Raw genomic sequence first — 13,065 nt, forward strand, 5'->3', positions numbered from 1 at the left:
CGCGCCTTGGTTCAGCGCGCGTTCGCGGCGAACGTGTCGCAGGCGCTCACCTCACCCGACTCCATCCCGCGCCGCAGCCAGTACACGCGCTGCTCGCTCGTGCCGTGCGTGAAGCTTTCGGGCACGACGTAGCCTTGCCCTTGCTGCTGCAGCCGGTCGTCGCCGATCGCGGCCGCCGCCTTCAGCCCCTGCTCGAAATCGCCGGGCTCCATCAGCCGCTGGTTCGCGCGCTGCGCGTTGTTCGCCCACACGCCGGCAAAGCAGTCGGCCTGGAGTTCCATCCGTACCGACAGCGCATTCGCACGCGACTGGCTCGACCGCCGGCGCGCGGCGTCGACCTTGTCGGCGATGCCGAGCAGGTTCTGCACGTGGTGGCCGACTTCGTGCGCGATCACGTAGGCCTGCGCGAAATCGCCGCCCGCGCCGAAACGCTTGCGCAGTTCGTCGTAGAAGCCGAGATCGATATACACGTTGCGGTCACCCGGGCAGTAGAACGGCCCCATCGCGGTCTGGCCGGTGCCGCACGCGGTCGGCGTCGAGTTCGTGAACATCACGAGCTTCGGCGGTTGGTACTGTGCGTGCAGTTGCGTGTTGAACACGCCCGTCCACGTGCGTTCGATATTGCCGAGCACCTTGCGCGTAAACACCGCGCCGGGATCGTTCGCCGGCGCGCCCTGATGCTGGGTCGGCGCGGGCTGCGCCTGCTGCTGCCTGCCCTGCAGCGCCGACGCGCCTTCGAGCACGACGCGCGGGTCGATCCCGAAGAAATACGATGCGGCCAGCGCGACCACAATCGTGCCGATGCCGATCGTCGCGCCGCGCCCGCCGCCGAAACCGCCGGCGCCGCGGCGATCCTCGACGTTCATGCTTTCTCTTTCGTCGTCCAGCCTCATTGCCGGCCCCTCCCTGTTCTTGTCGATGGTCCGGCCGCGCCAGCGCGCAACCGGGCGATACGCCGTGGCGACGCGAGCCGTCGGCGGACGCGATACCTGCGCTTCGGGCGCCCGGCCGCACCGATCCGGCCTGCCGCGCCCTTGCTGGCCGCGCCCTTGCTGGCCGCACCATTCGTACGACGGAATCGACCGCCGACGCGCCGCGCGTCGTTGCACGCGCCCGCTCACGCTATTTTGCCGGGCTTTCGCGGCTTATCGCAAAAATGTGGAGGATAGAGCGATTCGGCGGCGGACATCGTCAGCCTTTGCAAAATGGGCCTCGGCCGGCTGGGCTCGGCCGTCCGGACGGCCCGCGTTCATCCTTTCGGCGGATACCGGCGCGCGCCGGCGCCGCCTAAAGTGGCTGGAACGCATCCTCCCGGAGAACGACATGACGCACCCGCCACCCCGCACGATCGCGATTACCGGCGCAGGCACCGGCATCGGCGCCGCGTGCGCGCGCCGCTTTGCCCGCCGTGGCGACCGCGTCGTGCTGATCGGTCGCCGTCCGGCACCGCTCGACGCACTGGCTGCCGAAACGGGCGGGCTCGCGCTGGCCGGCGACGCCGCCAGCCCCGCCGACTGGGCCGGCTTCCTGCCGCGCATCGCCGAACGCTTCGGCCGCGTCGACGCGCTCGTCGCATGCGCGGGCGGCCATGGCATCGGCCGCGCGGGCGAAACCGACGACGCGCAGTGGCGCGACGCGATGCACGCGAACCTCGATACCGCATTCGTCAGCGCACGCGCATGCCTGCCCGACCTGATCGCGCAGCGCGGCAATATCGTGCTGGTCGCGTCGATCGCCGCGCTCGCGGCCGGGCCCGGCGTATGCGGCTACACGGTCGGCAAGCACGCGCTGCTCGGGCTGGCGCGATCGCTCGCACGCGACTACGGCCCGCACGGCGTGCGCGCGAACGCCGTCTGCCCGGGCTGGGTCCGCACGCCGATGGCCGATGCGGAAATGGAACCGCTGATGGCCGCGCACGGCGATTCGCTCGACGATGCGTACGCCCGCGTGAGCGCCGACGTGCCGCTGCGGCGCGCGGCCGATCCCGACGAGATCGCGGCCGTCTGCGCGTTCCTGGCGTCGCCGGACGCGTCGTTCGTGACCGGCGCGACGCTCGTCGCGGACGGCGGCGCGATGGTCGTCGACGTTCCGACGCTCGCGTTCGACCGGCTTTGACGCCACCCGAAGGCGTCACGCGTGCCTGCCCGCTTCCGAATCCATTAACATCGTCCCGATCCGCCGCCTGGCGCGGCACCGCCTCACCGTTCGGGATTCGATGAACATCCGGTTTCTGGAAACCTTCGTCTGGCTCGCGAAGCTCGAAAACTTCCGGCTCACGGCCGAGAAACTGCACACGACGCAGGCCGCCGTGTCGAGCCGCATCGCCTCGCTCGAGGAAGCATTCGACGTGCGCCTGTTCGACCGCAACACGCGCTCGGCCACGCTCACGCCCGCGGGCCGGCGCATGCTGGCCTACGCGGAGCGGATCGTGCGGCTCGACGGCGAAATGCGGCGCGACATCGATGCGGCGAGCGACGCCGGCCTGATCCGGATCGGCGTGATCGAATCGATCGTGCACAGCTGGTTCCCCGCGCTGATGGCGCAACTGCGCGAGCGCTATCCGCGCCTCGACGTCGAGATCACGAGCGACACGACGCTGCACCTGATCCGGCTGCTCAGCACCGACGGCGTCGACCTGATCCTGCAGACCGATCCGGTGCCGGGCCCGGACTTCACGAACCTGCCGCTGGGCGAATTCCCGGTGCGCTGGGCCGCGAGCCCTCGCCTCGGGCTCGGCGGCCAGCCGCTCGACGTCGCGCGCCTGGCCGGGTTTCCGATCATCAGCTTCTCGCGCCACTCGGCGCCGCACGCGACGATCGAGCGGCTGTTCGCGGCGGTCGAACGGCCGGCCAGCATCAACTGCATCACGTCGGTCGCCGCGATGATCCGCCTCGTCGCCGACGGGCTCGGCGTGGCTGCGCTGCCGCCTGCGATCATCGGGCGCGAACTGCACGAATGCACGCTCGAACTGCTCGACGTCGAACCGGAATTCCCGGCGCTGCCGCTCGTCGCGACGTACCGCAGCCAGGGGCTGCCGGTCGCCGCGCGCATCGCGGAACTCGCGAGCGAAGTCGCGCGTGCGACGGCGGCTGCCGCGAACCTCGCGAAGCCGGCCGCCGCCGATCGCGTCGACGCAACGCCCGCGCGCAGCGCAACCGCGACAAAGACGACTACGCGTGCGAAAACGAAGCCGAAGCGCACGACGAAAGCCGCCTCGTCTGCCGCACCCGCTGCAAAACGCCCTCCGCGCCGCTCATAAGAAAACCTGTTCACCGCGAATTTGTTTTCTTGTTGGACGGGCGCGGGCCCTCTTCGGGACACTGGGGTTCCTGACATCCCCGTCACGAGGAACCCCGCGATGACCCGCCTTTCCCTTCCGCACGGCCAACTCTGCGTCTGGACGGATATCGACCCCGCGCACGAAGCCGATTTCAACGCGTGGTACGACCGCGAGCACATACAGGAGCGTGTCGCGATTCCCGGCTTCACGCATGCGCGGCGGTTTCGCGCGACCGACGGCGGTCCGCGCCGATACCTCGCGCTGTATGTGACGGACGCGCTCGACGTGTTCCACGGCGATGCGTACCGGCGCGCATTCACGCAGCAGACCGCGTGGTCGCTCGCGAACTTCGAACGCATGACGGGCACGCAGCGGCGCGTCGGCGAGCTGACGATCGAGGCCGGCGACGGCGAAGGCGCGCATCTCGCGCTGTTCGTGCTGCCGCCGGATCGCATCGACGTGCCGCAACTGCGCGAGCGTTTCGACGCTGCGCTGCAAGAACCGGGCATCCACGCCGCGCGGCTCTTCCGCACGTCACCGGACCTGTCCGCGCCGATCGGCGCCGCGACTGCCGCCCGTCCGGCCGCCGATGCGCTGGTGCTGATCGAAGGCAGCGACGCAGCCGCCACGCGCCGCGTGGCCGCCACGCTCGCCGCACACGACGACGTGCGCACCTTCGACCTGCTGTGGCGCGCCGCCGCACCGCTGCCCGCCCGGCGACGCGAAACCGAACCGGCCGCCGCTGCCGCGCTGCCAGCCTGAACGCTCGACGCCGACACCCACGCCGGCCCCGCGCTTCACCCCGTCACCCGTCACGACCTGCCCGATACCATGAGCACTCTCGCCCAGCCCGCCGCCCACGCGCCCCGCCGTGTCCGCAACAGCCGACTCGCGACCGCGAGCATGATCGGCACGTCGCTCGAGTGGTACGACTTCACGATCTACAACACGCTCGCCGCGCTCGTTTTCAACCACCTGTTCTTCCCGTCGGTCGATCCGCTGGCCGGCACGATCCTCGCATTCTCGACCTATGCGGTCGGCTACGTGTCGCGCCCGCTCGGCGGCTTCGTGTTCGGCAACCTTGGCGACCGCATCGGCCGCCGCGCGGTGCTGATGCTCACGCTCGTGCTGATGGGCGTGACGACCGCGCTGATGGGCGCGCTACCGACCTATGCGCAGGCCGGCATCCTGAGCCCGATCCTGCTCGTCGCGCTGCGTTTCGTGCAGGGCGTCGCGCTCGGCGGCGAATGGGCCGGCGCGGTGCTGCTGTCGGTCGAGCACGGCGACCAGAAACGACGCGGGCTGTCCGCGTCGTGGACGCAGATCGGCCCGTCGTTCGGCACGCTGCTCGGCACCGGCTGCATCGCGCTCGTCACGCTGTCGACCACGTCCGACAATTTCCTGTCGTGGGGCTGGCGCGTGCCGTTCGCGGCCAGCGCGCTGCTCGTCGCGTTCGGCTTCTGGGTGCGTCGCGGCGTCGACGAAACGCCGCAGTTCGAGCAGCTCGCCGAATCGCACGCGACCGCCGAAGTGCCCGTCGCCGACGTGCTGAAGTACCACTGGAAGCGCCTGCTGATCGCGGGCGGCTCGCGAATCGGTTCGGATGTGCTGTATGCGCTGATCGTCGTGTTCACGCTGACCTACGTGACGACCGTGCTGCACCTGTCGCGCCCCGTCGCGCTGACGGCCGTGATGATCGGCACCGCGTGCAACGCGCTCGCGGTGCCGTTCTTCGGCGCGCTGTCGGATCGTTTCGGCCGCCGGCCCGTGTATCTCGTCGGCGCAATGGCCGGGATCGTGTGGGCGTTCGTGTTTTTCACGCTGCTCGATTCGGCGCGCCCGGCGGCGATCGTCGCGGCCGTCGCGATCGGCCTCGTGATCCATGCGGTGATGTACGGCCCGCAGGGCGCATTCGTGACCGAACAGTTCCCGACGCGCGTGCGCTATGCGGGTTCGTCGCTCGCGTACACGCTCGCCGGCATCGTCGGCGGCGGCTTCGCGCCGCTCGTGATCGCCGCGCTGTTCCGGCAGACGGGCACGACGACCGCCGTGTCGCTGTACGTCACCGCCGCGCTCGTCGTCACGTCGATCGCGCTCGTCGCCGCGCGCGAGACCGCGCACCGGCCGCTCGAGGATTGAGCGTCGCCGCGAGCCGAATCGTTCCTTCGCACTTCAAACGGATATTCGCATGCCCACCCTGTCGTTCAACGTGATTTCCCTGCAACGCGCGCCGGCCGCCGTCGACGTCGACGTCGAGCGCGTCGTGATCGCCGGCTGGGCCGGCCGCGACCCGGCCGCGATCCGCGCGCACATCGACGAGCTCGCGGCGCTCGGCGTCGCGCCGCCATCGACCACGCCGTGCTTCTATCGCGTGTCGTCGGCGCTGCTCACGCAGGCGCCGTCGATCGGCGTGCTCGGCGCGCGCTCGGGCGGCGAGATCGAATGCGTGCTGGTCGACAGCCCGGCCGGCACGCTGGTCACGGTCGGCTCCGATCACACGGATCGCGAAGTCGAGGCGTACGGCGTCGCCGTGTCGAAGCAGGTGTGCGCGAAGCCGCTCGGCCGCGACGCGTGGCGCCATGCGGAGGTCGCCGATCACTGGGATGCGCTCGAGATGCGTTCGTGGCTGATTACGCGCGACGGCGAGCGGACGGCGTACCAGCACGGCGCGGTCAGCGGCCTGCTCGCCCCCGACGCGCTGTGGCAGCGGTTCGGCGATCGCCGCGCGATGCCCGCGCGCTGCGCGATGTTTGGCGGCACGGTCGCCGTGCACGGCACGATCGCGACGATGGGTGACGGCGATGCGTTCGAGATGGAGCTGCACGATCCGGTGCTCGGACGCAGTCTCGCGCATCGTTATGCGGTCGAGGCGTTGCCGGTCGTGGCTTGACGGCGAGCGGAAAACCGCACGGGACGCGGGCACCACGGCTGTCGGTCGTGACGCCTGTTCCTACCTGTACGACTCAAAGCAGTGATAGTCCGGGAAGTTGAACTGCGAGTTGCCGCAGTACAGCACACCGGCCAGGTTGGTACACCCGCTCAATGTGAACATGATTGCTCCCGCAACCGACGCTTTCCAGCCAACATGCAACATCTCGCCCCCGTTTCCCGTTGATCGACGTTGGCGACATGATGCTCATCGGATGCATGCGGGTATGTGGAAAATTGTTGTCCCGCGGGTGCTTCGATTCTGTCTGACGCCCTCCGGTGTCGGGCATGGCCCGATGCACCGGAAAGCGGTCGAGGTGCATGGCTGCGCCTGGCGCAGAAAATGACGGCGACGCAACGCGCACGCGCCGCCGCCCGTCACGCCTTGAACGTGATCCACGGTTTCAGCCGGACCGCACTGCGGATCAGCCCGGCCTGCTCCTGCGCGTCGATCACCGGCCCGATCGGCTTGTAGGCGTCCGGCGCCTCCTCGATCCGGCGTTCGTCGCGCAACGTCACGCATCGCCATGTACCGGGCGCCTGCTCGGCACGCATCCTTCGCAACGCCTGACGGCGCACGCTCCGGCCCGCGCCGTGGCTGCATGACCACAGCCAGTCGGGATGGCCGAGCCCGGTGGCCAGAAACGACGCGTCGCCCATCGAGCCGGGAATCAGCGCGAGATCGCCATCGCGCGCGGGTGTCGCGCCCTTGCGGTGGATGTTCATGCCGTTCTCGCGCAGCACGACATTGTGCGGCACATCGACCACGAGCGCCGAACCGGTCGCGCCGGTCAGTTCCGCCAGCTCCTTGCGCACCATTTCCGCGAGGACGACGCGGTTCAGCCATGCATAGCGCGCGGCCGTGCCCATCGCGACGAGGTATTCGCGCGCCAGTTCGCCGGACAGACCGTACAGGCCGCTCTCCGGATGCCTGACGCCGGCCGGCCATGCGGCACGCGCGCGATCCATCCAGCGCCGCCCGACGTAGAAGCCGACATCGCGCGAGCCGCTGTGAATCATCACGACGACATCGTCCTTCGCGATCCCGGCGCGGTACGCCACATGCCGGTCGAACACCGCGTCGACGATCTGGAGTTCGACGAAATGGTTGCCCGAGCCCGGCGTGCCCAGGCTCGGGTCGCGAAACATGTCGCGCGAGCCGACGTGCGCGTCCGGCGCATACTTCGCGCTGCCGTCGAACCCGGCGAGACCGATGCACGACGACAGTTCAGCGGCCAGCCGGTCGCGGTCGACCTGCTGCCACAGCCCCTGCCGCGCCACGCGGTCGATGAATGCCGCCGGGCCCGCGTCGAACAGCGCGCGAAATGCGTCGCCACCGACCGGCACGTCCCGGCGATCCGCGAGAATCGCACGGGTCAGCCGCTCGACGAGCGCCGCTTCGAATGGTGCGAGGGTCGAGCGCTTGAGACCCGTCGTGACGAGGCGCATCCCGCAGTTGATGTCGGTGCCGATCGCGGCCGGAATCACGAACGCGTCGTCGGTCGCGACGATCGAGCCGACCGGCGCGACGCCGCCCGGATGGAAATCGGGCGTCGCGCATGCCTTGCAGACGCCGTGGTGGCCATCAGGCGACCTGACCGCGGCGAACGCGAGCAGTTGCTGCACGGCCTTCTCCTCGAGCGGGAGCGAATCGGGCAGCAGCACGGAAGCCTGCGACTGTTCATTGCGCAAATGGTAGATGCCGGCCTGATGGTCGACATGGATGCCTTGCCGCTGCAAGGCTTTTTTCAGACGAGGGAAAGTAGACATCGCTGCTGGAAATGAAAAAGGTACGACGCGACCTCCGGCATTCCGGCGGTCGTGGGTACCTTCCTGCAGCAGCGTCGAGGAAGGAAGCGCGGATCATAGCAGAGCCGCGCGACATCCGCGACGACCGTTGCTCACCCGAGACACCCGAGCCCCGCCAGCGTCGCCTCCACCGCCGTCTCGAGCGGCGTCACCGGCTCGCGGCCGAGCACCGCGGTCACACGCGCGTTGTCCATCCGGATCGGTTCGCGCCACAGGTAACGCATCTCGAGCAATTCGCGCATCGTCGTGACGAACGGCGCGGCCACCCACACGAGCCACCACGGGAAATCGCGCAGCGCCGGCCGCATGCCGTGCCGTTGCGCGATGCGTTGCACGGCCTGCGCCATCTGCATGCCGTCTTCATCCCAATGCCCGCCCAGATGAAAACGCGCGAACGGCTCCAGCGTCTGGCGGCGCTCGATCAGCTCGAGCATCGTGCGGGCCACGTCCGGCACATACGACCATTGATGGCCGACGCCGCGGCTCGGCACGCTGATGGCCGAAACGGGCCGCCCCGGCTTGATCAGCCCCTGCGAGAACCAGCTGTTGCCTAGCTGCGGTCCGAAGAAATCACCGGCACGCACGACGATCGAACGCACGCCGTGCACGCTGGCGTCCTGCAGCCGGCGCTCCAGTTCGACGCGGATCGCGCCCTTGCGCGTCGCCGGATGCTGCGGCGCATCTTCCCGCAGCACCGGAAATGCATCGGCGCCGAAGTTGTAGACCGTGCCCGGCAGCACGACGGTGGCCTGCACGGTCCGGGCCGCCGCGATCGTGTTGTCGATCATCGGCAGCACCTGCGTCGCCCAGTTCCGGTATCCGGGCGGGTTCACCGCATGCACGATCACGCTGCAGCCGCGCGCGGCGCGCACCACCGCAGCGCGATCCAGCGCGTCGCCGCGCACCCATGCGATGCCGTCGCGCTCCACGACCTCGGCATCGAGCCCGCGCTTGAGGGCGCGCACCTGCCAGCCCGCATCGCGCAACTGCCGCGCGACTTCCCCGCCGATCCCGCCGCTCGCGCCCAGCACGAGTGCCTGCCGTTGCGTCCCGCCTGCATTTGACAACATTGCCGCTCTCCTTGAATGGCGCCATCACGACACGCATTCTGGCGCGCCGGTCGCTATCAAGGAATTGCCGAACCTGTCGGATCAGCTATACATTTATGCATGACCACCGATCTGAACTGGGAACGCTACCGCACCTTCCTCGCGGTGCTGACGGAAGGCTCGCTGTCCGGCGCGGCGCGCGCGCTCGGCATTACGCAGCCGACGGCCGGCCGCCATGTCGCGGCGCTCGAAGCCGCGTTCGGCCAGACGCTGTTCACGCGTTCGCCGTCGGGCCTGCTGCCGACCGAGGCCGCGCTCGCGCTGCGCGGCCATGCGGAGGCACTGCGCAGCGCGGCGGCGGCGTTCGAGCGCGCGGCGGCCAGCCACGGCGCCGGCGTGCGCGGCATCGTGCGGATCTCGGCCAGCGACGTGATCGCCGTCGAGGTGCTGCCGCCGATGCTCGCGCAGCTCCGGCGCGACCATCCGGGGCTCGTGATCGAACTGGTGCCGACGGACCGCATCCAGGACGTGCTGAAACGCGAGGCCGACATCGCGGTCCGAATGGCGCCGCCCACGCAGGACGCACTCGTCGCGCGGCGCGTCGGCGACATCGAGGTCGGGCTGTATGCGCGCGACGATTACCTCGCGCACCACGGCGCGCCGGCGACGATCGACGCGCTCGCGCATCACGCGCTGATCGGCTTCGATACGGTCACGCCGTTCATCCGCTCGGCGGCGCGTGGCATGCCGCTCTGGAAGCGCGAAGCGTTCGCGCTGCGCACCGACAGCAATCTCGCGCAGCTCGCGATGATCCGCGCCGGCTACGGGATCGGCTTCTGCCAGACGGCGCTCGCGAAACGCGACGCGCGGCTCGTGCGCGTGCTGCCCGACGGGCCCGCGGTGCGGCTGGAAACCTGGGTCGTGATGCACGAAGACCTGCGGACGAGCCCGCGCTGCCGCGCCGTGTTCGATGCACTGGCGAACGGGCTGCGTGCGTATGCGGACGGTGAGGTCACCGAGTAGAAGGCCGTGGGCACGAATAGCGCGGCCGCGCGCTATTCGTAGATTTTCCCGGCGAACAGGATATCGGCGATGCGCCGCCAAGGATTGTCGGGCACGTCATAGAAGCGCAGCCCCTCTTCCGACGCCTCCGCCCAGTCGATCATCGCTTCCAGGTATTCGCCGATCGAACGGTTTTCCCAGCCGAGCACCGCGTGCGCGTACGGCGACAGCGGCGAGTCGGCCTCGAGCTGCCGCTCCGTATGCCAGTCATGGCCGAGCACGCGCAGGAAGTGGATCAGCGAACGCTCGTCGACCACGCGCTCCAGCGCATCCTGCAGCTTCGCGGCCATCTCGCGCTTCAGTTCGTCGTTCATGCCTGTGCCCCCTGGCGCGTCTCTCGATGACGCGCCGCCGCGTGTCGCGCGGCATGGTTTTACATCAGCAGTTGACGCGACAGCACCTCGCGCGCCTGGGTGACGGTCTCGCGCTCGCCCGGCAGCGGCGGCGTCAGCGAAAACACCGCGTCCGGCAGCGGCGGCAGCCGGTATTTGGTGCCGAGCCGCATCAGGCCGTCGCCGATCGCCGACGCGCACAGGCAGCCGACCCCAAGCCCCGCCGCGAGCATCGACTGCAACCCCGCGACACCCGACGCGCTGTGCACGAGCACGTACGGCGTGTGCTGCTCGTCGAGCGAGCGCACCGCGACCTGATGCATCATGCAGTCGTCCGGCAGCAGCACCAGCGGCAGCGGCTCGGGCAATTGCTCGGCGAGCGCCGGCGACGCGACCCACGACAGCGGTTCGCGCCGCAGCACCCAGCGCGTGTCGGCCGACACCGGCCGGAACGGCCCGCTCGACATGTTCATCACCACGCCGAGATCGATCTGCCCGCGTGCGTGCGCCGCTTCGATCTCCGCGCTCTTCATCGCGCTCACGTGCAGGCTCAACTGCGGGTAGCACTCGCGCAGCCGCGCCAGCATGCCCGCCACTTCATTCGTGCGGTAGTAGTCGGTGATCGCGACGCGCAACTCACCCTTGATCGCCTGCCCGCGCAGCTCGTCGAACGCGGCCTCGTTCAGCGCGACGATGCGCCGCGCGTGCTGCAGCAGCCGCGAGCCGGCCGGCGTCGGCTCGACGCCGCGCTTGCTGCGCACGAACAACGGCACGCCGGCGCGCGATTCGAGCTTGCGCACCTGCTCGCTGACCGTCGATTGCGACAGGTGCAGCAGCGGCGCGGCGGCCGTCAGGCTGCCGGCGTCCGCGACCGCCGCGAAAGTGCGCAATTGGTCCAGGTCGAAACCGCGCATCGCCACCCTCCATCCATCGAATAACCCGATGGATGCTACCACTCTTTCCCGCTTTTCCGAATTATGGGCGATGGCCAGAATAAGGAGTCAACGGCCTGCTTGCGTCGATCGCCTATCGGGCCCTCATTCTTTGGATCTGCTTTCATCATGACGAACCACACCCTCGCCCCCTGCGCGCCGGCCGGCGCGGCTGCCGCGGCGACGCCGCGCAGCCATCACGGCTGGGCGCTCGTGGTCCTGCTGGTCGGCGCCATTCTGCCGCCGCTCGACTACTTCATCGTGAACCTCGCGCTGCCGGCCATTCGCGACGGCATTGGCGCGCGCCAGGCCGAGTTGCAGCTCGTCGTGTCAGCCTATGCGTGCGCGAACGCGGTCGTGCAGATCACCGGCGGACGCCTCGGCGACCTGTACGGTCGCAAGCGCATGTTCATGGTCGGCATGGCCGGCTTCGTGCTCGCATCGACGCTGTGCGGGCTCGCCGACAACGGCACGGTGCTCGTCGGCGGCCGCGTGCTGCAGGGCCTGTTCGCCGCGATCCTCGCGCCGCAGGTGCTCGCGACGATCCGCAGCGTATTCAGCCCGCAGGAACAGGTGCGCGTGATGGGCTTCTACGGGTTCGCGTTCGGCCTCGCGGCCGTGATCGGCCAGCTCGGCGGCGGCGCGCTGATCAGCCTGCATCCGTTCGGGCTCGGCTGGCGCGCGATCTTCCTCGTCAATCTGCCGATCGGCATCCTGGCGCTGATCGGCAGCTGGCGCTTCATCCCGGAAAACCGCGCACCGCGCGGCCAGCGCATCGACGTGCCGGGCACGGTGCTGATGTCGCTGTTCCTGCTGATGATCGTGTACCCGCTCACGCACGGTCGGGAAGCCGGCTGGCCGCTGTGGATGATCGCGTGCGGCATCGGCGCGCTGCCGATGCTCGGCGCGCTGCTGGCGGTCGAAGCGCGCCGGCTCGCTCGCGGCCACGATCCGCTGCTCGACGTGCGGCTGTTCCGCAACCCGGTCGTCGCGCTCGGGCTCCTGCTCGCGTTCCTGTTCTACATGCTGAGCGCATTCTTCCTGAGCTACGGGATCTATCTGCAGGGCTGCCTGAACTGGTCGCCGCTCGCGTCCGGCTTCGCGATCCTGCCGCTCGGGCTCGGCTTCCTCGCGAGCCCGCTGCTGACGACGCGCCTCGTCGCCCGCTTCGGCGGGTATCGCGTGCTCACGCTCGGCTTCGCGATGCTCGCGGCCGGCGTCGCGAGCGCCGCCGCGCTGGCCCGCGACGGCGCGCCGGGGCCCGGCTTCTATGCGGGCATCGCGGCGATCGGCATCGGGCAAGGGCTCGTGCTGCCGTCGGTCGTGCGGATCGTGCTCGCGGAAGTCGACGCGGCCCGCGCGGGCGTCGCGTCGGGGATGGTCAGCGCGATGCTCCAGATCGGCGCGGCGGTCGGCGCCGCGACGATCGGCGGCGTGTTCTTCGCGCGGCTCGGCGTGCATCCGGCCGCGCTCGACTACGTGCAGGGGTTCAGGGCGTCGATGTTCACGCTGACGATCGTGTTGGTGGGCTGCATTGCATTGTCGATGGCGCTCGGGCCGATGCATCGGCGGCTGCATGCGGATGCGTGACGCCTGACGCGCGACGGAATTGGCCTCGTCAGTCCGACGTCGGCGACAGATGCGGTGCATGCAACGCATGGCCGCTCGCCGGC

12 protein-coding genes are annotated in these 13,065 nt (G+C 69.7%); 7 read left to right on the forward strand and 5 right to left on the reverse strand.

Annotated elements, in window-relative coordinates:
- Window positions 1–11 precede the first annotated feature (11 nt).
- The gene (locus HWX76_RS11310) at window positions 12–893 is read right to left on the reverse strand and encodes a neutral zinc metallopeptidase (protein WP_124630717.1); all 882 of its coding nucleotides are present in this window, start codon (window positions 891–893) and stop codon (window positions 12–14) included.
- Between the two features lie 430 nt (window positions 894–1,323).
- Between HWX76_RS11310 and HWX76_RS11315 the strand changes: the two genes are divergently transcribed.
- The 5 genes from HWX76_RS11315 (at window position 1,324) to HWX76_RS11335 (ending at window position 6,170) form a co-directional block, all read left to right on the forward strand.
- Window positions 1,324–2,115, forward strand: a complete 792-nt coding sequence (locus HWX76_RS11315; protein ID WP_050017506.1) for an SDR family oxidoreductase — start codon at window positions 1,324–1,326, stop codon at window positions 2,113–2,115.
- Window positions 2,116–2,215: 100 nt separating this feature from the next.
- Window positions 2,216–3,259: a LysR family transcriptional regulator gene (locus tag HWX76_RS11320; RefSeq protein WP_124638462.1), complete on the forward strand. Its 1,044-nt coding sequence runs from the start codon at window positions 2,216–2,218 to the stop codon at window positions 3,257–3,259.
- 99 nt (window positions 3,260–3,358) lie between these two features.
- Window positions 3,359–4,042, forward strand: a complete 684-nt coding sequence (locus tag HWX76_RS11325) for a DUF4286 family protein (protein WP_124638461.1) — start codon at window positions 3,359–3,361, stop codon at window positions 4,040–4,042.
- Between the two features lie 57 nt (window positions 4,043–4,099).
- The gene (locus HWX76_RS11330; RefSeq protein ID WP_089489528.1) at window positions 4,100–5,419 is read left to right on the forward strand and encodes an MFS transporter; all 1,320 of its coding nucleotides are present in this window, start codon (window positions 4,100–4,102) and stop codon (window positions 5,417–5,419) included.
- 49 nt (window positions 5,420–5,468) lie between these two features.
- Window positions 5,469–6,170 carry a DUF2848 domain-containing protein gene (locus tag HWX76_RS11335; protein WP_124638460.1) on the forward strand — a complete coding sequence of 234 codons (702 nt, stop codon included), beginning with the start codon at window positions 5,469–5,471 and terminating at the stop codon, window positions 6,168–6,170.
- Between the two features lie 416 nt (window positions 6,171–6,586).
- Here HWX76_RS11335 and HWX76_RS11340 read toward each other — a convergent pair whose 3' ends face one another.
- Both HWX76_RS11340 and HWX76_RS11345 read right to left on the reverse strand, forming a co-directional pair.
- Window positions 6,587–7,978: an RtcB family protein gene (locus tag HWX76_RS11340; RefSeq protein WP_176015812.1), complete on the reverse strand. Its 1,392-nt coding sequence runs from the start codon at window positions 7,976–7,978 to the stop codon at window positions 6,587–6,589.
- A gap of 131 nt (window positions 7,979–8,109) precedes the next feature.
- Window positions 8,110–9,087, reverse strand: a complete 978-nt coding sequence (locus HWX76_RS11345) for an NAD-dependent epimerase/dehydratase family protein (protein ID WP_124630712.1) — start codon at window positions 9,085–9,087, stop codon at window positions 8,110–8,112.
- Window positions 9,088–9,186: 99 nt separating this feature from the next.
- Here HWX76_RS11345 and HWX76_RS11350 point away from each other — a divergent pair, with 99 nt between their 5' ends.
- Window positions 9,187–10,089 (forward strand): LysR family transcriptional regulator, encoded by a 903-nt coding sequence (locus HWX76_RS11350; RefSeq protein ID WP_176015813.1) that lies wholly within the window; start codon window positions 9,187–9,189, stop codon window positions 10,087–10,089.
- Window positions 10,090–10,121: 32 nt separating this feature from the next.
- Here HWX76_RS11350 and HWX76_RS11355 read toward each other — a convergent pair whose 3' ends face one another.
- Together HWX76_RS11355 and HWX76_RS11360 are read right to left on the reverse strand one after the other, a co-directional pair.
- Window positions 10,122–10,442: a hypothetical protein gene (locus HWX76_RS11355; protein ID WP_050017431.1), complete on the reverse strand. Its 321-nt coding sequence runs from the start codon at window positions 10,440–10,442 to the stop codon at window positions 10,122–10,124.
- 59 nt (window positions 10,443–10,501) lie between these two features.
- Window positions 10,502–11,374, reverse strand: coding sequence for a LysR family transcriptional regulator (locus HWX76_RS11360; protein ID WP_050017430.1), 873 nt, complete (start codon window positions 11,372–11,374; stop codon window positions 10,502–10,504).
- A 147-nt stretch (window positions 11,375–11,521) separates the two neighbouring features.
- Here HWX76_RS11360 and HWX76_RS11365 point away from each other — a divergent pair, with 147 nt between their 5' ends.
- Window positions 11,522–12,982: an MFS transporter gene (locus HWX76_RS11365; RefSeq protein WP_176015814.1), complete on the forward strand. Its 1,461-nt coding sequence runs from the start codon at window positions 11,522–11,524 to the stop codon at window positions 12,980–12,982.
- The last annotated feature ends 83 nt before the right edge of the window (window positions 12,983–13,065 follow it).

Origin of the sequence: Burkholderia sp. BCC0398, from assembly GCF_902833245.1 — a bacterium.
GTDB lineage: Bacteria > Pseudomonadota > Gammaproteobacteria > Burkholderiales > Burkholderiaceae > Burkholderia > Burkholderia sola.